We start from the raw sequence: 18,985 nt of genomic DNA, 5'->3' as shown, positions 1-18,985 counted from the left end.
ATGGACCGCACGCCGAAGACCGTCGGGACCGTCTGGGGGCTGCTGGTCCTCAACACGCTCGGCTCCACCGGGGCGGAGACCATCGTCCCGCTGCCCCGTTCGCTCATCCAGATGGTCACCATGGGCGCGCTGGTCGCCGCTTTCGCGCTGGCTCTCGCGCTCAACGCCCGGCTGCGCATCCGGGCCGTAGCCTTCCTCTTCCTGCTCACCCTGCTGCTCGTGCCGAGCGTGCTCTCCAGCGCGGACCCGGAGTCCGGGTTCGGCGCGCTGTTCCGCTGCGCCCGGCTGGCTCTCTTCGTCGGCACGCTGTGGCTGCTCAGCCGCTGGTGGGACGGCGGCCTGACGTTCGTCCGGCACCACATCCGGATGTACTTCGTGGTCCTCGCCTCGGTGGCCGCCGGTGCGCTCGTCTCACCGGGCGCGGCCATGCCCGACCTCTACGGCGGGCGACTGGTCGGCGCGTTGTGGCCGCTCACCCCGCCGCAGATCGGACAGTACGCCGCGGTGATCATCGGGCTCTCGGTGCTGCTCGTCCTCGGCCGCCGGACCGACCGGCGCGGCGCGGCGGTGGTCATCGTGCCGTCGCTCGTCCTGCTCGTGCTGACCCACACCCGGACGGCCACGCTCGGTCTGCTCGTCGGTCTGGCGCTCGCGATCGGCTCGCTCACCCTGACCAGCGCCGCCGCCCGCCGGTTCTTCTCCTGGGCGGTGCTGTGCGCCGCGGTGGCCGCGGTGGTGTTCGCCTCCGCGCTGCAGGCCTGGTTCCTGCGCGGCCAGAGCGAGGAGAACTTCAGCAACCTCACCGGCCGGGCCAAGGTCTGGGACGCCCTGCTGGCAGCGCCCCGCACGCCCGGGGAGAAGGTGTTCGGCATGGGCCTGGGCGACAAGTCGTTCGACGGGCTGCCGATCGACAACAGCTGGCTGGCCGTCTACCACGAGCAGGGTCTGACCGGCGTCGTCCTGGTGGCGGCGGTCATCGTCGTGCTCGGCGGCGTCGCGTTGCTGCGGCCACCGTCGCTGGCGAGGGCCTGCGCGATCTTCCTGATCAGCTACTGCGCGCTCGCGTCGTACACCGAGGCCGGGCTGGGCGACGCCTCGCCGTATCTGCTGCATCTGGCCGTGGCCGCCTCACTGCTGGCGACACCCGCCCGGGCCGCGCCCCTCGCGACGCCCGAACCCCCTCGGCGGCGTGCCCCGCGCTGGGCCCGGAAATCGGAGGTGATCTGAGCATGCACGTCCTCGTGGTGCACAACCGCTACAACTCGGCGCAGCCGAGCGGGGAGAACAACGTCGTCGACCGAGAAGTGGCGCTGCTGCGCGCCGCCGGCCACCGGGTCGAGGTGTTCGAGCGGCGCAGTGACGACATCGCCGCCCGGTCGCTGCCGGGGAAGGCGGCGGTGCCGCTCCTCGTACCGTGGAACCCGGCGGTGCGCACGGAGCTCGCCGCCCGGCTGCGCGCCGGGCGGCCGGACGTGGTGCACGTCCACAACGTCTTCCCCCTCCTGTCGCCCGCGGTGCTGGCCGCCTGCGCCGACGCCGGTGTGCCCGCCGTCGCCACGCTGCACAACTACACCCAGGTCTGCCCGCCGGGCACGCTCCAGCGGGACGGCCGGCCGTGCACCGAGTGCGTCGGATCGACACCGCTGCCCGCAGTCCGGCACGGCTGCTACCGCGGCTCGCGGCTGGCGACGGTGCCGCTCGCGGTCAGTCTGTCGGTCAACCGGCGACGCTGGTGGTCCGGTGTGGAGCGGTTCTTCTGCATCTCCGCGGCACAGCGCGACGTTTTGGTGCGGGCGGGCATGCCTGCCGAGCGGCTGGCGGTGAAGCACAACTTCGTGCCGGAGCCGGATGTCCGCCGTTCGGGGGCGGGAGAGCACCTGCTCTACCTCGGCCGGCTCGCCGAGGCCAAGGGCGTGCGGCTGCTCATGGCCGCGTGGGACGAGATCGCCGCGGACGGCGGGGTGGGCGTGCCGCTCGTCCTCGCCGGCGCCGGGCCGCTGGCGGGCGAGGTGACCGCCTGGGCGGCGGGCCGGGACGACGTGCGGTACGTCGGCCTGTACGACCCGGCGCAGTGCCGGGAGGCCGTCGCGCGGTCGGTGGCCGTGGTGGCCCCCTCGACGTGGCTGGAGGCGTTCGGCCTGGTGGTCGTGGAGGCGATGGCGGCGGGGGTCCCGGCCGTCGCGGCCGGTCACGGCGCCTTCGTCGAACTCGTCGAGGACGGGGCGACCGGGTTGCTGCACCGGCCGGGCGAGTCCGCCTCGCTCGCGTCCTGCCTGCGCCGGATCACGGCCGAGCCGGGCCGGAACCAGGAGATGGGCCGGGCGGCCCGGCACCGTTACGAGCAGGGTTTCAGCCCGGACGTCGGGCTGGAGCGCCTGGTGGAGGGGTACCGCACCGCGATCGCGGGGCGGTCAGCACTGGCTCGTGGCGGGGAGACCCGCGCGAGCAGGGGGGACGGGAAAAGCAGATGACACGATGCCGACTCTGCGGCTCGGCGGCGATGGAAAGCGTCGTCGATCTCGGAGCGACCCCGCCGTGCGAGAGTTTTCTCGCCGCGGACCAACTGGACCGGCCGGAGCCGGCGTACCCGCTGCACCTGCGGGTCTGCACCGACTGCTGGCTCGCGCAGATCCCTGCGCTGATCACCCCGGAGGAGACGTTCACGCAGTACGCGTACTTCTCCTCCTACTCGACCTCCTGGGTGGAGCACGCGCGCACGTTCGTCACCGACGCCGTGGAGCGGCTGGCCCTCGGTCCCGACGCCTTCGTGGTCGAGGTCGCGAGCAACGACGGGTACCTGCTGAGGCACCTGGTGGACCGCGGGATCCGCTGCCTGGGCGTCGAGCCGTCGGTGAACGTCGGCGCAGCGGCGCGGGAGGCGGGTGTGCCCACGCTCACGGAGTTCCTGAGCCCGGACACGGGCGCCGCCGTCCGCGCCGAGCACGGCCCGGCGGACCTGGTCGTGGCCAACAACGTGTACGCGCACATCCCCGACGTGGTCGGGTTCACCAAGGGGCTGCGCGCACTGGTCGCCGACGACGGCTGGGTCTCCATCGAGGTGCAGCACCTGCTGACCCTGATCGAGGAGAACCAGTACGACACGATCTACCACGAGCACTTCCAGTACTACACGGTCGCGTCCGCGATCCGGGCGCTGGCGAGCGGCGGACTTACCCTCGTGGACGTCGAGTTGCTGTCCACCCACGGTGGCTCCGTCCGGTTGTGGGCCCGGCCGGACGAGGCGGCCGGTGAGCCGACCCGCCGGGTGGCCGACGTGCTGGACCGGGAGAAGGCCGCCGGGCTGCGGGAGCTGTCCGGGTACACCGAGTTCTCCGCCCGGGTGGCCAAAGTGCGCCGGGATCTGCTGCGGTTCCTCGTCGAGGCGGCCGAGCGCGGCGAGTCGGTGGTCGGCTACGGCGCCCCGGGCAAGGGCAACACCCTGCTCAACCACTGCGGCATCCGGCCCGACCTGCTCGCGTACACGGTCGACCGCAACCCCTACAAGCACGGCAGGTTCACTCCGGGCACCCGCATCCCGATCCTGCCGCCGGAGCGGATCGCCGCCGACAGACCGGACTACGTCCTCGTGCTGCCGTGGAACCTGCGGGCCGAGCTGGTCGAGCAGCTGTCCTTCGTGCACGAGTGGGGCGGCCGGCTTGTCTTTCCCATTCCGGAACTGAGCATTGTCGAGGTCGAGTCGTGAAGGTCGTACTGTTCTGCGGCGGTTACGGGATGCGGATGCGCGACGGCGCCGCCGACGACGTGCCCAAGCCGATGGCGATGGTCGGTCCGCGACCGCTGATCTGGCACGTCATGCGCTACTACGCGCACTTCGGGCACAAGGAGTTCATCCTGTGCCTCGGGTACGGGGCTCACCACATCAAGGACTTCTTCCTCAACTACGAGGAGACGACGTCCAACGACTTCGTGCTGCGGGGCGGGCGGACCGAACTGCTGTCCACCGACATAGCCGACTGGACGATCACGTTCGCGCAGACCGGCATCGAGTCGCCGATCGGGGAGCGGCTGCGCCGGGTGCGGCACCACCTGGACGGCGACGAGATGTTCCTCGCCAACTACGCCGACGTGCTCACCGACGCACCGCTGCCGCAGATGATCGACCGGTTCGCCCGGCGCGACGCCGGAGCGTCGATGATGGTGGTGCCGCCGCAGTCCTCCTTCCACTGCGTGGAGCTGGGCGAGGACGGCCTGGTGGGGGGCATCACCGCGGTGAGCGACCTGCCGCTGTGGGAGAACGGCGGCTACTTCGTGCTCCGCCAGGAAGTCTTCGACCACATACCGGAGAACGGGGACCTGGTCGCCGACGGGTGCACCCAACTGGCCAAGCGCGGCCGGTTGGTGGCGCACCAGCACCGGGGCTTCTGGAAGCCGACCGACACCGTGAAGGAGCGGGCCGCGCTCGACACCGCCTACACCCGGGGGGACCGCCCGTGGGCGGTGTGGGAGCGGGACGGCGCGGCAGCGGGCAGCGGAGCCAGGGCGTGATCCGGCTCGGGGCGGGGCGCCAGGACCGGATCGTCGCGGTGGGCGCGCACTGCGACGACATCGCCATCGGCGCCGGCGGCACCCTGCTGACGCTGTGCCTCGCGCGGCCCGGTGTCCGTGTCGACGCGCTGGTGCTCTCCGGCGGTGGCAGCGAGCGGGAGCAGGAGGAACAGGCCGCGCTCGCCGCCTTCTGCCCGGACGCCGACCTGCGGCTGACCGTGCTGAAGCTGCCGGACGGCCGCGTGCCCGCGCACTGGGAGGAGGCCAAGGCCGCGGTCGAGGAGCTGCGCGAGCGGACCGAGCCCGACCTCGTGCTGGCCCCGCGCACCGACGACGCGCACCAGGACCACCGCGGCCTGGCGAAGCTGGTGACCACCGCCTTCCGCGACCACCTCGTGCTCCGCTACGAGATCGTCAAGTGGGACGGCGATCTCGGACGTCCGTCGGCGTACCAGCCGCTGTCGCCGGAGGTCGCGGAACGGAAGGTGCGGCTGCTGCAGGAGCACTACCCCTCGCAGCGGCACCGGCCCTGGTACGACCGGGAGGCCTTCCTCGGTCTCGCCCGGATCCGCGGCATCGAATGCCACGAGCGCTACGCCGAGGCGTTCGCCGTCACCAAACTCACTCTCAACCTGGGGGGTTGAACCTTGCGCGTACTGCTGACCGGACACCAAGGCTATCTGGGCACCGTGATGGCCCCGGTGCTCGCCGCCGCCGGACACGAGGTCGTCGGTCTCGACGCCGGCCTGTTCGCCGACTGCGTGCTCGGCCCGACGCCCGCGGACCCGCCGGGGCGGCGGGTGGACCTGCGCGACGTCACGCCCGACCACGTGGCCGGGGTGGACGCCGTGATCCATCTGGCCGCGCTCTCCAACGACCCGCTGGGATCGCTGGCGCCGGAGCTCACCTACGACATCAACCACCACGCGTCCGTCCGGCTGGCCCGGCTGGCCCGCGACGCCGGGGTGCAGCGTTTCCTGTACGCGTCGACGTGCTCGGTCTACGGCGCCGCGGGCGGTGGCGACCTGGTGGGCGAGGACGCCCCGCTGCGCCCGGTGACGCCGTACGCGGAGTCCAAGGTGCGCGTGGAGGACGACCTGCACACCTTGTCGGACGGCGACTTCAGCCCGGTGTACATGCGCAACGCCACCGCCTTCGGGTACTCGCCCCGGCTGCGCGCGGACATCGTGCTGAACAACCTGGTGGGCCACGCGCTCCTGTCCGGGGAGGTGCTCGTGCTCTCCGACGGCACTCCCTGGCGCCCGCTGGTGCACGCCGCCGACATCGCCCGGGCCTTCGCCGCCGCGCTGGTCGCGCCGAGGGAGGCGGTGCACAACCGGGCGTTCAACATCGGCAGCGAGGTCAACAACGTCACGGTCGCCGAGATCGCCGAGCAGGTCGCCGCGGCGGTGGCCGGCTCGAAGGTGGTGATCACCGGGGAGACCGGTGCCGATCCGCGCTCCTACCGGGTGGACTTTTCCCGGTTCCGCGCCGCGGTACCCGGCTTCGACTGCGAGTGGACGGTGAAGCAGGGAGCGCTCGAACTCGCCGACGCCTACCGGGGACACGGGCTGACCCGGGAGGACTTCGAGCACCGCTTCACCCGCCTCGCCGTACTGCGCGCGGCCTTTGGCACCGGCGCCGTCGACGACACCCTGCGGTGGCGCCGATGACCGAGGCCGGTGCGCAGATGTACGCCCTGGTGGAGCGGTTGTACCCGCTGTGCCGGAGCATCACCGGCGACGGTGTGCGCGCCACCCTGGAGATCGTCGACGAGTACCTTCCGCTGCGGGTGCACGAGGTGCCGACCGGTACCCAGGTGCTCGACTGGACGGTGCCGCAGGAGTGGAACATCCGGGACGCGTACATCGCCGACGCCGCCGGCCGCCGGGTCGTCGACTTCGCCGAGTCCAGCCTCCATGTGCTCGGCTACAGCGTGCCGGTGTCGGCGACCATGCCGCTGGCCGAGCTTCGCAAGCACCTGCACACCCTGCCGGACCGGCCGGCCTGGGTGCCGTACCGCACGAGCTACTACAAGCGGCAGTGGGGGTTCTGCCTGGCCCAGGAGACCCTGGACGCGCTGCCGGACGGCGAGTACGAGGTCCGCGTCGACTCCACCCTGGCGGACGGCCACCTCACCTACGCCGAGCACGTGGTCCCCGGGCAGGTCCCCGACGAGGTGATCGTCTCCTGCCATGTCTGCCATCCGTCGCTGGCCAACGACAACCTGGCCGGCATCGCGGTGGCGACGTTCCTGGCCCGGGCGCTGGCGGAGCGGAACCCGTACTACACCTACCGGTTCGTCTTCGCGCCCGGCACCATCGGGGCGATCACCTGGCTGGCCCGCAACAGGGAGCGGGTGGAGCGGGTCAAGCACGGGCTCGTGCTGGCCTGCGCGGGCGATCCGGGCCGACTGACGTACAAGAAGAGCAGGCGCGGCGACGCGGAGATCGACCGGGTGCTGCGGCACGTGCTGGCCGCCTCCCAACGCCCGCACCAGGTCAACGAGTTCACGCCCTACGGTTACGACGAGCGGCAGTACTGCTCGCCCGGGTTCGACCTCGGCGTGGGCTCGCTCACCCGGACCCCGTACGCGGGCTACCCCGAGTACCACACGTCGGCCGACAACCTGGACTTCGTCTCCCCGGAGGCGATGGCGGACACGCTCGCCGTCTGCCGCGAGGCGTTCGCCCTCCTGGACCGCAACCGGCGGTACGTCAACCTCAGCCCCTACGGCGAGCCGCAGCTGGGGCGGCGTGGCCTGTACGACTCACTCGGCGGCCGCAGCGACGCCCAGCAGGCCCAGATGGCCATGCTCTGGGTGCTCAGCCTCTCCGACGGCGAGCACAGTCTGCTGGACGTCGCCGAGCGGTCGGGGCTGCCGTTCGACACCGTCGCCGTCGCGGCCGACGCCCTGCACGGCGCCGGGCTGATCAAGGCATGACGCCGATGACCGTCGAGGGGGAGAAGACGACGACACCCGCCGGGCCGGCGCGGCGGGCCGTCGTCGGCCGCCTGTCCTGGGGACTGGCCGACCAGGCGGCCTCCAGCCTCTCCAACTTCGTGGTGGGCATCTACGTGGCGCGCTCGCTGGGGCTGACCGCGTTCGGCGTGTTCAGCCTGGCCTGGGTGACCTACGGCGTGGTGCTCAGCGTCTCCCGCGGGCTGGCCACCGACCCGCTCGTGGTGCGCTTCAGCGGAGTGTCGGACGTGTCCTGGCGTGGGGCGGTGGCCCGGTCGTCGGGTACCGCGCTCCTCGTCGGTGCCGGCATCGGCACGGTGTGTCTGGTGGCCGGGCTGGGTGTGGGCGGCCGCGTGGGGGCCGCGTTCGCCGGTCTCGGCGTCATGCTGCCGGGGCTGCTGCTGCAGGACGCCTGGCGGTACTCGTTCTTCGCCGCCGGCACCGGCCGCAAGGCGTTCGTCAACGACCTCGTGTGGGGCGCCGCCCTCGTTCCCGCCATGGTGGTGGCGGCCCGCGTGGGCAGCGTGACCGCCTTCCTGCTCGCCTGGGGCGGGTCCGCCACGGTGGCCGCGGGGTACGGCTGCTTCCAGTCGGGCCTCCGGCCCAGGCCGACCGGAGCGCGCGAGTGGCATCGCGAGCACCACGATCTCGGCCACCGGTACCTGCTCGAGAACGTCGGCGTCAGCGGCGCGAGCCAGTTGCGGGCGTACGGGCTCGGCGCGATCGTCGGGGTCGGCGCGGTGGGTGTGGTCCGCGGCTCCGAGCTCCTGCTCGGCCCGTTCCTGGCCGTGCTGATGGGGCTGTCCCTGGTCACCGTCGCGGAGTCGGCACGGGTGCTGCGGCAGGCCCCGGAGCGGCTCGGGAAGTTCTGCCTGCTCCTCGGCGGCGGGCAGGCCGTCGCCGCGCTGCTGTGGGGCGCGGCGCTGCTGCTGGTGCCCGACCGGCTCGGCGAGCTCGTTCTCGGTGACGTCTGGAGCTCCGCGTCGGCCCTCATCGTGCCGGTCACGCTCGGCGTCGCGAACGCCGGCCTCGGCACCGGCGCTGCGGCCGGCCTGCGCGCGCTCGCCGCGGCCCGTCGCAGCCTGCGCTGCCAGCTGTTCGCCTCCGCCTGCTATGTCGGCGGCGGGCTCGGCGGGGCGGTCGTGGGCGGCACGGTCGGCTCGGCCTGGGGCGTCGCCGCCGCGTCCCTGTGCGGCTCGGCCGTGTGGTGGCTGCAACTGCGGGCCGCCCTGCGCGAGCGCCACCACCATCCCGTTCCCGAAGTGAGGAAGCCATGACCCCCCATCCCAGGCTGAGCATCGGCCTGCCCGTCCACAACGGCGAGGAGTACCTCGCCGAGGCGCTCGACGCCCTGCTCGGGCAGACCTACGAGGACTTCGAGCTGGTCGTCTCCGACAACGCCTCGACCGACGGGACCCAGGACATCTGCCGCCGCTACGCCGCGAAGGACTCGCGCATCCGGTACCTCCGGCTGCCCCGGAACATCGGCGCCGCGCCGAACCACAACCACGTGTTCACCCAGTGCCGCGGCGAGTTGTTCAAGTGGGCCTCGCACGACGACCTGTACGCCCGGGACCTGCTGCGGAGCTGCGTGTCGGCGCTGGACGAGCGGCCGGACGTGGTCCTCGCGCACAGCGGCCAGGCGGTCATCGACGGCGACGGCCGGGTGAAGGTCCCCTACGAGTACGGGCTCGCCACCGACTCCCCGCGCGCGCCGGAGCGCTTCCGCAGTCTGCTGTTCGAGCCCGGCGGTGACGACTTCTACGGGGTGATGCGGGCCGACGTGCTGCGCCGGGTGAAGCCGCACGACAGCTACCACCACGCCGACCGCACGTTCGTCGCCGAGATCACCCTCCACGGGCCCTTCCACCAGGTGCCCGAGCTGCTGTACTTCCGCCGCGACCATCCCACGCGCGCCGAGCGGGCGAACCCCTCCAAGCGCTCCCGGTGCGTCAACCTGGACCCGCGGCGGGCCGGCCCGCTGCACCCGACGCCCCGACTCCTCGCCGAGTACGTCTGGGGCTTCGCGTCGGCGATCGGGCGAGCGCCGCTGTCCTCGGCCGACCGGCGCGCGTGCCACCGCCACCTGGCCGCGTGGATGGCCAGCCGGATCCGTCCGGGCGCCGGTGAGCGGGTCGAGGACCGCGCCCCGGTCGACCCGGGCCGGCTCACCGTCTCCGTCGACGCCCTCGTCGCCGGCCGTGAGAAGAGGCAGGCATGACGTCCAACGAAACCCCGGTGCGCGTCGGCGTGTTCGGCCTGCTCGGCGCCGGCAACACCGGCAACAACGGATCGCTGGAGGCCGTGCTCGACTATCTCCGCCGCGAGCACCCCCGGGCGGTCGTGGACGCACTGTGCGGCGGGCCCGAGGACGTCGCGATCCGGTACGGGATCCCCGCGACGCGGCTGAACTGGTACCGCGGGGAGTACCGGACCGCGTCACGGGCGGGCGCGATCGCGGCCAAGGCTCTGGGCAAACTCGTCGACGCCGTCCGCACCGCCGTCTGGGTGCGCGGGCACGACGCGGTGATCGTGCCGGGCACGGGCGTCCTGGAGGCCACGCTGCCGCTGCGGCCCTGGGGCTTCCCGTACTCGCTGTTCCTGCTCTGCGCGACGGGCCGGCTGTTCGGCACCCGGGTCGCGCTGGTCAGTGTGGGCGCCGCCCCGATCGGCAACCGGCTGACCCGGGCCCTCACGCGCTGGTCGGCGCGGCTGGCCACCTACCGGTCCTACCGGGACGCCCTGTCCCGCGACACGATGCGGGCGACGGGTGTGGACACCTCGCGCGACGAGATCTACGAGGACCTGGCGTTCGCCCTGCCGACGCCGCCGGAGTCCCCCGCGGACACCGCCGCGCCCGCGGGGGACTCCGGCGGGCCACCGGCCCCGCAGGGCACGGTCTGCGTCGGCGTCATGGACTTCCACGGCAGTGACGACGACCGGGCCCGGGCCCGGGAGATCCATCGGCGCTACATGGAAGGGACGACCCGCTTCGTCCGCGCGCTGGCCGGGGACGGCAGGCCGGTGCGGCTGCTCACCGGTGACGACCTCGACCGGCCGGTGGTCGCCGCGGTGCTCGACGCGGTGAACTCGCCGCTGGTCACCGCCGCGGAGACGACTTCGCTGGCCGACCTGATGAAGGAGATCTCGGCTGCCGACACCGTGGTGGCGACCCGCTACCACAATCTGGTCTGCGCGTTGAAGGTCGGCACACCGACCCTCGCCCTCAGCTACTCGGCGAAGAGTGACGCGCTGATGGCCCGGATGGGGCTGGGCGCGTACTGCCACCCGGCCCGAGAGGCCGACGCCGACCGGCTGCTCGAGCAGTTCCGCGAACTGGAGCGGCGATCGGCGAAGCTGCGGCAGACCCTCTCCGAGCGGAATCTGGCCGCCGCCCGGCGCGTCGAGCACCAGTTCACCGCCTTGACCGCGGCCCTGTTCCCGGCGGCCGGCCGTCCCCACGCCCCGCGGGAGACACCATGATGACCACCGAAGTCCCCGAGATCGCCGGCGCGTACCTGTTCGAGCCGACCCCGCACGCCGACGAACGCGGCTTCTTCTGCCGCACCTTCGACGCCGAGGTGGTCCGCTCGGTGGGTCTCGACCCGGCCGCTTTCCTCCAGGACAGCGTGTCCCGCTCGGTCCGGGGCGTGCTGCGCGGCCTGCACCTGCGCTCCGGCGCCGGCGAGGCCAAGCTGGTGCGGTGCTCGCACGGGACGGTCTTCGACGTGGTCGTGGACCTGCGGACGGACTCGCCGACCTACCTGGGCCGGGCCTTCTTCGAGCTGTCCGGCGAGAGGCAGACGACCCTGTACATCCCCGCCGGGTGCGCGCACGGCTTCCAGTCGCTGACCGAGACCTCCGACGTCTCGTACCGGATCGACCGCCCGCACGATCCGGCCGAGGACGTGACGATCGCCTTCGACGACCCGGAGCTGGCCATTCCCTGGCCGCTGCCGCCCACATCGATGTCCCAGCGGGACCGGGAGGCGCCGAGCCTCGCCGAGGTCCTGAAGCAGAGGAAGGGGTGAGGCCGGCGTGAACACCGAGAACTCCCAGGGCGCCCGAGACTCCGAGGAGGTCGCGCTGCCCCGGTCGAGGGCGGCGAACGAGCGGCTGCACGCCCTGATCCCCGGTGGCGCGCACACCTACGCCAAGGGCGACGACCAGTACCCTGCCGATCTGGCCCCGGTCATCAGCCACGGCCGCGGCGCCCACGTGTGGGACATCGACGGCAACCGCTACGTCGAGTACGGCTCCGGCCTGCGGTCGGTCAGCCTCGGGCACGCCCATCCCCGCGTGACCGAGGCGGTGCGGCGGGAACTGGGCCGCGGCAGCAACTTCGTCCGGCCGTCCATCGTGGAGGTCGAGGCGGCGGAACGCTTCCTGGCCACGGTGCCGACCGCCGAGATGGTGAAGTTCGCGAAGAACGGTTCCGACGCCACCACCGCCGCCGTCCGCCTCGCCCGCGCCGCCACCGGGCGCCCGCGGGTGGCCGTCTGCGCCGACCATCCGTTCTTCTCCGTCGACGACTGGTTCATCGGCACCACGCCGATGTCCGCCGGTGTGCCGTCGGCGACCAGCGAACTCACGGTGGCGTTCCCCTACGGCGACCTGGCCGCCGCCAAGGAGCTGCTCACCCGGTACGAGGACGAGGTCGCCTGCCTGATCCTCGAACCCGCCACCCACACCGAGCCGCCGCCCGGCTACCTCGCCGGCCTGCGCGAACTGGCCGACCGGCACGGCTGCGTACTGATCTTCGACGAGATGATCACCGGCTTCCGCTGGTCCGAGGCGGGTGCCCAGGGCCTGTACGGCGTCGTCCCCGACCTCTCCACGTTCGGCAAGGCGCTGGGCAACGGATGCGCCGTCTCCGCGCTGGCCGGGCGCCGCGAGCTGATGGAGCGGGGCGGGGTACGTCACTCGGGCGAGCGGGTGTTCCTGCTGTCCACCACGCACGGCGCGGAAACACACGCGCTGGCAGCCGCGATGGCCGTGCAGGCCACCTACGTGGAGGAGGGTGTCACCGCGCGACTGCACGCCCTCGGCGAGCGGCTGGCCGCCGGCGTCCGGCAGGCCGCGGCCGGTATGGGCGTCGGCGACCACGTCGTGGTCCGGGGCCGGGCCAGCAACCTGGTCTTCGCCACCCTCGACGAGAACCGGCAGCCGTCGCAGCGGTACCGCACCCTGTTCCTGCGGCGGCTTCTCGCGGGCGGGGTGCTGGCCCCGTCGTTCGTGGTGAGCAGTGCGCTCAGCGACGCGGACATCGACCACACCGTCGACGTGGTGGCCCAGGCATGTGCGGTGTACCGGAAGGCACTGGACGCCGCCGACCCCACCCCCTGGCTGGCCGGACGACCGGTGAAACCGGTGTTCCGCCGCCTGGCGTGAGGTGACGCGCGGCGGGGGCCGAGGCGGTGACGTGACGTCAGCGAGGCTCCCGCCCACCGGCGTCGGCCCTCCGGTCGGCCAGCCGGTCAGCCGCCCGGTCGACCAGCCACGCGGTCGCCGGTGTCACCGCCAGCGCGGTGCACCAGCCGCCGAGGGTGTCGGTGGCGTAGTGCGAGCCCAGGACGACCTGGGCCCAGCCCATGGCGGCGCCGGCCACCAGCGCCGCGGCGAACACGAGCGACGTGCCGGCCGTCCTGCCGAGGCGGAGACGGCCGGCCGCGAGCAGCGCCGCCATGAGGGCGAGCGCGGCGAGGAAGGCGGTGTGCCCGCTCGGGTAGGACAGGTTTCCGCCGTGGATGGTGCGCCCCACCAGGGGCTTGAGCAGCGTCGTCGCCGCCACGGTCAGTCCGGCACCGGCAACGACGAACACCGCCGCACGAGGACGCCGGAACAGCAGGCAGCCCGTCACGGCGGCCACGACCACTGTCACCGCTCCCAGTGGCTCCCCCAAGAAGTCCGTGACCAGGGCGACGTACCGCCACGGCGGCCCCACACCGTCCAGCACCGCACGGATCCGCGCGTCCGTCGTGCCGGGCTCCCTGTCGCCGGCATACCGGACCCCGAACACGACGCCCACCACCGTGGCGAGGGCGGCGGTCAGCCCGAGCCACCCGCGCAGTTGCGGGGGCAGCACGGCGGGCACCGACCGGCCGGTCACCGGCCCACCGCGTCCGGCCCCGACGCGATGCTCCCCCGTGTCTTCGTCCACTCCCCCGCTCCCCCCGCTCGCGCCCGCCCGGCCGCTTCACGAGTGTCACCGCGCACCGGGGCCGTATGTCGTCCATGAGCGGTCGATCGCATCCCAGCCCCCACTGATCACCCTTGAGTCGACGCCACCGTAGCCACTCCCGGACGCCTGGTAACAGCCGATTCGGGCCATTCCTTCCGACTCTACGTGGTCTCGCGTGTGAGAGTCTCAGGGCGTGGTGGCAGATCCCGGGGAGGGGCGCGTGACGGACGCGGGCGGGCGGGGCAGGGCGGTCATCGACGAGCGACCGTGGTACGTGGTGAACGAGGTGCTGGCGCTGCTGATCGAGTGTGTCGCGCTGGGGCTGCTGTGCTGGTGGGGTTTCGCCACCGGCGGTCATGCGGCGATCAGTGCCCTCCTCGGCCTCGGCGCACCGGCTGTCGCGGTGGTGCTGTGGTGGCTGTTCGCGGCGCCCCGGGCGAAGCTCCGTCCGGCGCTGCCCGGCGTCCTGCTCGTGAAGGGGCTGGTGCTGGGCGGGGGCGCGGCGGCGCTGTACGGGATCGGGCACCCGGTGGGAGCGGTGGTCGTGGGAGCCGTGACAGCCGCGAACCTCACCGTGGCGGAGGTCTTCCGCCGGTCCGTACCGGGAGACGGAGGGCCGGTGCCGGGCCGGCGGTGACGACGGCCTCCCCCTCAGATGTGCAGCTCGGGGGGAAAGCCCGTCCAGCGCAACTCGGCGGGCAGGTGCCGCATGTCGTTGAAGAGGAGGACGGACGGGAGCCGACCGGGCGAATAGCGGATGACCGTGAGTGCGGCGTTGCAGTGGTTGAGTCCGAGCCACCGCCACTTCGGCGCGAGCATGGCGTCCCGGACGAGCCAGGCGAGTAGGAAGTTGTGGGTGATGACCAGTTCGTGCCGGTCCTCCCGGCCGTCCGCCGCCCCGGTGAACAGATTGAGCGCCCGGCGGGCCGGCTCGGGGCCCCGCTTCCGCTCCTCGTCGTCGGCACCGGCGAGAAAGCGGAGGTAGACGTCCGCCGAGTCGGCCGGGAGTTCCGCCTTCTCCGGTATGTAGGGCACGTAGTCACCGGCGGCTTCCGAGACGTGCGCGGGGACGCTCTTCTTCAGTTCGCCGCCGATGAGCCGTGCGGTCTGCTCCGCGCGCGGCAGGGGGCCGTGGTGGACCGCGGTGAAGGGGGTGTCCCGGAGGCGCCGGCCGAGCAGGGTGGCTTGCCGTCGACCGGTCTCGGTCAGCCCGCTCTCGTCCGGTGATGCCTCGCCGTGCCGGACAAGACAGAGGTAACGGGTGCCGGTGCCGGTCATGTGGGCTCCTCCGGGTCTGCGAGCGGTCTTCCGTGCCAACGGACGCGGCTTCGTCGAGAGCTGGTTCCCCTCGGGCTCGTCGGGGCCGGCAAAGCGGGTCCGGGATCGGCTTCGGTGCCCCGGCGCCCTCCCGTGGGTACGGATGCCGTCAACAACGCCTTGACGAGAGACTGGACATGACTGGAACCCGATCCGCCCACCATCCCCCTCAACGCGTCGGCGTCGTCAGCGAGTCCCTGGCCGGGGAGACTCGCGTCGCCGCGACGCCCTCGACGGTCCGTCTGCTGCTCGGCCTCGGTTACGAGGTCGTCGTCGAGCCGGGGGCCGGCGCCGCCTCCGGCTTCGGCGACGAGGCCTACGCGGAGGCGGGGGCGAGTGTCGGCGAGGCCTGGTCCGCGGACGTCGTACTGAAGGTCAACGCACCATCGGCCGGGGAAATCACCGGACTGCGCGCCGGAACGACGCTGGTGGCCCTCATCGCCCCGGCGCGGCAACCCGAGTTGCTGGAGGCGCTCGGTGCGCGTGACGTCACAGTCCTCGCCCTCGACGCGGTGCCGCGGATCTCGCGGGCGCAGTCGATGGACGTGCTCAGTTCCATGGCGAACATCGCCGGGTACCGGGCGGTGATCGAGGCCGCGCACGCCTTCGGACGTTTCTTCACCGGGCAGGTCACCGCCGCGGGCAAGGTTCCGCCGGCGAAGGTCCTCGTCGCCGGTGCCGGTGTCGCGGGGCTGGCCGCCATCGCGGCCGCCTCCAGCCTGGGCGCGATCGTCCGGGCCACCGATCCGCGGCCCGAGGTCGCCGATCAGGTGCGGTCCTTGGGTGGTGAGTACCTCGCGGTGGACCCGGCCCAGGAGGGGAGCACCGACGGCGGTGCCCGGGCCACGTCAGCCGATCACGACCGGGCCGCGGCGGACCTGTACCACGAGCAGGCCCGTGACGTGGACGTCGTGATCACCACCGCGCTGATCCCCGGGCGGCCCGCCCCGCGTCTGCTCACCGCCGCCGACGTGGCGGCGATGAAGCCCGGCAGTGTCATCGTCGACATGGCCGCCGCCCAGGGCGGCAACGTCGAGGGAACCATCGCGGGCCGGAGCGTGGTGACCGGCAACGGGGTGACCATCATCGGCTACACGGACCTGGCGTCCCGGCTGCCTGCCCAGGCGTCGCAGCTGTTCGGCACCAATCTGGTCAACCTGCTCAGGCTGATCACCCCCGGCGAGGACGGCCGGCTCGTCATCGACTTCGACGACGTGGTGCAGCGGACGGTGACCGTGGTCCGGGCGGGGACCATCACCTGGCCTCCCCCACCGGTCGCGGTGTCCGCGGCCCCGGCGGCCGGCGCGCCGGCCGCGGCCACCGCCGCGCCGGTGGGCCCGAGGCCGCACCGGCTCACCCCGGCGGGGCGCTTCGGCCTGATCGGCCTCGGCATGCCGGCGGCCTTCCTGCTGGTCGCCTTCGCACCGGCCCGGTTGGCGGAGAACCTCACGGTGTTCGCGCTGGCGGTGGTCATCGGCTACTACGTCATCGGCAGGGTCCACCACTCCCTGCACACACCGCTGATGTCGGTGACCAACGCCATCTCGGGCATCGTGGTGATCGGTGCCCTCGTACAGATCGGGCACGAGAGCACGCTCGTCACCGTGCTGTCCTTCGTGGCGATCCTGCTGACGAGCGTGAACGTCTTCGGAGGTTTCGCCGTCACCCGCCGCATGCTGTCCATGTTCTCGAGAGGCGAGCCCCGATGACGTCCATGACCGCGTCCCGCGCCGCCGACCTGGTGGCGGCCCTGCTGTTCGTCCTCAGCCTCGCGGGTCTGTCCCGGCACCGGACCTCACACGCCGGCGTCGGCTACGGCATCGCGGGGATGGCACTCGCCCTGGCCGCCACGGTCGTGGCCTCGGCGCAGAGCGTCTCCGCAGGTCCGATCGTGCTGGTCCTGCTGGCCATGACCATCGGCGCCGCGCTGGGCCTGTGGCGGGCGCGCCGTGTGGAGATGACGCAGATGCCCGAACTGATCGCGGTGCTGCACAGCTTCGTCGGTCTGGCGGCCGTCCTGGTCGGCTGGAACGGCTACCTGGAGGTCGAGGCCCACGGCTCGCGGACCCGGATCGCCGCGGATCTGATCGGCATCCACCACGCCGAGGTGTTCATCGGCGTCTTCATCGGCGCGGTCACCTTCACCGGGTCTGTCGTCGCGTACCTGAAGCTGTCCGCCCGGATCAAGTCGCGGCCCCTGACGCTGCCGGGCAAGAACGCCCTCAATCTGGGTGCGCTGGCCCTGTTCGCGGTGCTGACGGTCTGGTTCACCGCCAGTCCGGGCCTCCCGCTGATGGTGGCGGTCACCGTCCTGGCGCTTGCCCTGGGCTGGCACCTGGTCGTGTCCATCGGCGGCGGCGACATGCCCGTCGTCGTCTCCATGCTCAACAGCTACTCCGGCTGGGCCGCCGCGGCGGCCGGGTTCCTGCTCGACAACAACCTGCTCATCGTCACCGGCGCACTGGTCGGGTCCTCCGGCGCGTACCTGAGCTACATCATGTGCCAGGCGATGAACCGTTCCTTCCTCTCCGTCATCGCGGGCGGCTTCGGCACCGAGGCCGCGCCGGACGGCGACGAGGAGCACGGCGAGCACCGCGAGATCCGTGCGCGCGACGCGGCCGACCTGCTGGCGGGGGCACGGTCCGTGGTGATCACACCTGGTTACGGCATGGCCGTGGCGCAGGCCCAGCACCCGGTCGCGGAGCTGACGCGCCGGCTGCGCGAGCGCGGTACCGAGGTGCGCTTCGGCGTCCACCCCGTCGCCGGGCGGCTGCCCGGGCACATGAACGTGCTGCTGGCCGAGGCGAAGGTGCCGTACGACATCGTCCTGGAGATGGACGAGATCAACGAGGACTTCGCGGACACGTCGGTCGTGCTGGTCATCGGCGCGAACGACACGGTCAACCCCTCGGCGACCGAGGACCCCGCCAGCCCGATCGCGGGTATGCCCGTCCTGCGGGTCTGGGAGGCGGGACAGGTCATCGTCTTCAAGCGCTCGATGGCCTCGGGCTACGCGGGCGTGCGGAACCCGTTGTTCTTCCGGGAGAACAGCAGCATGCTCTTCGGCGACGCCCGGCAGAGCGTCGAGGAGATCTTGCAGGCCCTCGGTTCCGGGCCCGGGCGAGGCCCGGCGACCACGGTCCAGGACGTGCCGGCGACGCGGCGGGGCGGCTTGTTCGGAAGTGCGACGCCGTAGCCGCCGCGTTTCCACGCTCCGCTGCTCGCTGCTCGCTGCCCAGCGGGAGCGAGGCCGACATCGACGCCGGCACGCACCGACCGGCCCAGGGCCACTCACCAGCCCTGCCGCGACTCCTCCGCCCAGACGTCCGGGCCGCCGCCCCGCCACTCGATCAGGTCCGACGTCTCCACGTCGATGTCCTCCAGGCCCGCCCGACGCAGGAACTCGGCGACATCGCGCACCCCGTGCGCCAGGCCCAGGACCTCTCCCGCCGCGCGGACCCGCCGACCGCCGCTCGGCGACGGTCGGCCGACGACCACGGGGCGACGACCGGACATGCTTCCAGCATCAGTGCGTCACACCCGATCCGCACCCGCGCGGGACTTTCCACCGGCCCGCGAACACGGGAAGCCGCGATCAGGCACCATGGACGCATGCGGACCCGACCCGTGCTCATCTACGACGGCGACTGCGGCTTCTGCACCACCGCGGTTCGCGTGATCGAACGCAGAGCGCGTCCCCGCTGCGAAATCGTCCCCTGGCAGCAAGCCGACCTCGGGGCGTTCGGCGTGACACGGGAGCGTGCCCAGCACGAGGTGCTGTGGGCGACACCGATCGGAACGGTCTACGGCGGCGCCGACGCGGTGGCAAAGCTGCTGCTGAGTGCGGGCGGCGCGTGGAGTGTGCTCGGGGCCGCGCTCAGGCTCCTGCCGGCACGTTGGGCCGGGCACGCCGTCTACCGTCTGGTGGCGAACAACCGCTCGTGGCTGCCCGGGGCGACCGAGGCATGCTCGCTGCCGGGGGCACGGGCGAACGGCCCGTAAGCGCTGTGTCATCACCG

The 18,985-nt window shown here is 72.6% G+C and carries 19 protein-coding genes; 16 read left to right on the top strand and 3 right to left on the bottom strand.

Annotated features, from left to right (window positions below):
* The 12 genes from ACGFYH_RS24485 to ACGFYH_RS24430 are packed head-to-tail and all read left to right on the top strand — an operon-like array spanning position 1 to position 12,859.
* A complete protein-coding gene (locus tag ACGFYH_RS24485; RefSeq protein WP_393805301.1) occupies positions 1-1,227 on the top strand; it encodes an O-antigen ligase domain-containing protein in 1,227 nt (408 codons plus the stop codon).
* A gap of 2 nt (positions 1,228-1,229) precedes the next feature.
* Positions 1,230-2,471 carry a glycosyltransferase gene (locus tag ACGFYH_RS24480; RefSeq protein WP_393805300.1) on the top strand — a complete coding sequence of 414 codons (1,242 nt, stop codon included), beginning with the start codon at positions 1,230-1,232 and terminating at the stop codon, positions 2,469-2,471.
* Positions 2,468-3,703: a class I SAM-dependent methyltransferase gene (locus ACGFYH_RS24475; protein WP_393805299.1), complete on the top strand. Its 1,236-nt coding sequence runs from the start codon at positions 2,468-2,470 to the stop codon at positions 3,701-3,703. The genes ACGFYH_RS24480 and ACGFYH_RS24475 overlap by 4 nt, the downstream gene beginning before the upstream one ends.
* Positions 3,700-4,506 carry a glucose-1-phosphate cytidylyltransferase gene (locus ACGFYH_RS24470; protein ID WP_393805298.1) on the top strand — a complete coding sequence of 269 codons (807 nt, stop codon included), beginning with the start codon at positions 3,700-3,702 and terminating at the stop codon, positions 4,504-4,506. Before ACGFYH_RS24475 ends, ACGFYH_RS24470 begins: the two co-directional genes overlap by 4 nt.
* Positions 4,503-5,150 (top strand): PIG-L deacetylase family protein, encoded by a 648-nt coding sequence (locus ACGFYH_RS24465; RefSeq protein WP_393805297.1) that lies wholly within the window; start codon positions 4,503-4,505, stop codon positions 5,148-5,150. The genes ACGFYH_RS24470 and ACGFYH_RS24465 overlap by 4 nt, the downstream gene beginning before the upstream one ends.
* A 3-nt stretch (positions 5,151-5,153) precedes the next feature.
* The gene (locus ACGFYH_RS24460; protein WP_393805296.1) at positions 5,154-6,179 is read left to right on the top strand and encodes an NAD-dependent epimerase/dehydratase family protein; all 1,026 of its coding nucleotides are present in this window, start codon (positions 5,154-5,156) and stop codon (positions 6,177-6,179) included.
* Positions 6,176-7,450 carry a DUF4910 domain-containing protein gene (locus tag ACGFYH_RS24455; RefSeq protein ID WP_393805295.1) on the top strand — a complete coding sequence of 425 codons (1,275 nt, stop codon included), beginning with the start codon at positions 6,176-6,178 and terminating at the stop codon, positions 7,448-7,450. Before ACGFYH_RS24460 ends, ACGFYH_RS24455 begins: the two co-directional genes overlap by 4 nt.
* 5 nt (positions 7,451-7,455) lie before the next feature.
* Positions 7,456-8,745 carry a hypothetical protein gene (locus ACGFYH_RS24450; RefSeq protein WP_393805373.1) on the top strand — a complete coding sequence of 430 codons (1,290 nt, stop codon included), beginning with the start codon at positions 7,456-7,458 and terminating at the stop codon, positions 8,743-8,745.
* Positions 8,742-9,689 (top strand): glycosyltransferase family 2 protein, encoded by a 948-nt coding sequence (locus ACGFYH_RS24445; protein ID WP_393805294.1) that lies wholly within the window; start codon positions 8,742-8,744, stop codon positions 9,687-9,689. Before ACGFYH_RS24450 ends, ACGFYH_RS24445 begins: the two co-directional genes overlap by 4 nt.
* Positions 9,686-10,951 (top strand): polysaccharide pyruvyl transferase family protein, encoded by a 1,266-nt coding sequence (locus ACGFYH_RS24440; protein ID WP_393805293.1) that lies wholly within the window; start codon positions 9,686-9,688, stop codon positions 10,949-10,951. Before ACGFYH_RS24445 ends, ACGFYH_RS24440 begins: the two co-directional genes overlap by 4 nt.
* The gene (locus ACGFYH_RS24435) at positions 10,948-11,499 is read left to right on the top strand and encodes a dTDP-4-dehydrorhamnose 3,5-epimerase family protein (protein ID WP_393805292.1); all 552 of its coding nucleotides are present in this window, start codon (positions 10,948-10,950) and stop codon (positions 11,497-11,499) included. Before ACGFYH_RS24440 ends, ACGFYH_RS24435 begins: the two co-directional genes overlap by 4 nt.
* Before the next feature lie 7 nt (positions 11,500-11,506).
* Positions 11,507-12,859: a glutamate-1-semialdehyde 2,1-aminomutase gene (locus tag ACGFYH_RS24430; RefSeq protein ID WP_393805291.1), complete on the top strand. Its 1,353-nt coding sequence runs from the start codon at positions 11,507-11,509 to the stop codon at positions 12,857-12,859.
* Between the two features lie 37 nt (positions 12,860-12,896).
* Here ACGFYH_RS24430 and ACGFYH_RS24425 read toward each other — a convergent pair whose 3' ends face one another.
* A complete protein-coding gene (locus ACGFYH_RS24425) occupies positions 12,897-13,577 on the bottom strand; it encodes a phosphatase PAP2 family protein (protein WP_393805372.1) in 681 nt (226 codons plus the stop codon).
* Between the two features lie 292 nt (positions 13,578-13,869).
* Here ACGFYH_RS24425 and ACGFYH_RS24420 point away from each other — a divergent pair, with 292 nt between their 5' ends.
* On the top strand, positions 13,870-14,286 hold the full coding sequence (locus ACGFYH_RS24420; RefSeq protein ID WP_393805290.1) for a YrdB family protein: 417 nt from the start codon (positions 13,870-13,872) through the stop codon (positions 14,284-14,286).
* 14 nt (positions 14,287-14,300) lie between these two features.
* On the opposite strand, the gene ACGFYH_RS24415 is transcribed toward ACGFYH_RS24420, so the two are convergent.
* Positions 14,301-14,927: a histidine phosphatase family protein gene (locus ACGFYH_RS24415; protein WP_393805289.1), complete on the bottom strand. Its 627-nt coding sequence runs from the start codon at positions 14,925-14,927 to the stop codon at positions 14,301-14,303.
* Between the two features lie 176 nt (positions 14,928-15,103).
* On the opposite strand from ACGFYH_RS24415, the gene ACGFYH_RS24410 reads away from it, so the two are divergent.
* Positions 15,104-16,675 (top strand): Re/Si-specific NAD(P)(+) transhydrogenase subunit alpha, encoded by a 1,572-nt coding sequence (locus tag ACGFYH_RS24410; protein WP_393805288.1) that lies wholly within the window; start codon positions 15,104-15,106, stop codon positions 16,673-16,675.
* Positions 16,672-18,162 carry a Re/Si-specific NAD(P)(+) transhydrogenase subunit beta gene (gene pntB / locus ACGFYH_RS24405; protein ID WP_393805287.1) on the top strand — a complete coding sequence of 497 codons (1,491 nt, stop codon included), beginning with the start codon at positions 16,672-16,674 and terminating at the stop codon, positions 18,160-18,162. Before ACGFYH_RS24410 ends, pntB begins: the two co-directional genes overlap by 4 nt.
* Positions 18,163-18,257: 95 nt before the next feature.
* Here pntB and ACGFYH_RS24400 read toward each other — a convergent pair whose 3' ends face one another.
* Positions 18,258-18,482 (bottom strand): hypothetical protein, encoded by a 225-nt coding sequence (locus tag ACGFYH_RS24400; protein ID WP_393805286.1) that lies wholly within the window; start codon positions 18,480-18,482, stop codon positions 18,258-18,260.
* Between the two features lie 96 nt (positions 18,483-18,578).
* Between ACGFYH_RS24400 and ACGFYH_RS24395 the strand changes: the two genes are divergently transcribed.
* The gene (locus tag ACGFYH_RS24395; protein WP_393805285.1) at positions 18,579-18,968 is read left to right on the top strand and encodes a thiol-disulfide oxidoreductase DCC family protein; all 390 of its coding nucleotides are present in this window, start codon (positions 18,579-18,581) and stop codon (positions 18,966-18,968) included.
* Positions 18,969-18,985 lie beyond the last annotated feature (17 nt).

Origin of the sequence: Streptomyces sp. NPDC048392 (assembly GCF_043200575.1) — a bacterium.
Taxonomy (GTDB): domain Bacteria; phylum Actinomycetota; class Actinomycetes; order Streptomycetales; family Streptomycetaceae; genus Streptomyces.
This window is presented reverse-complemented; position numbering and strand designations above follow the sequence as displayed.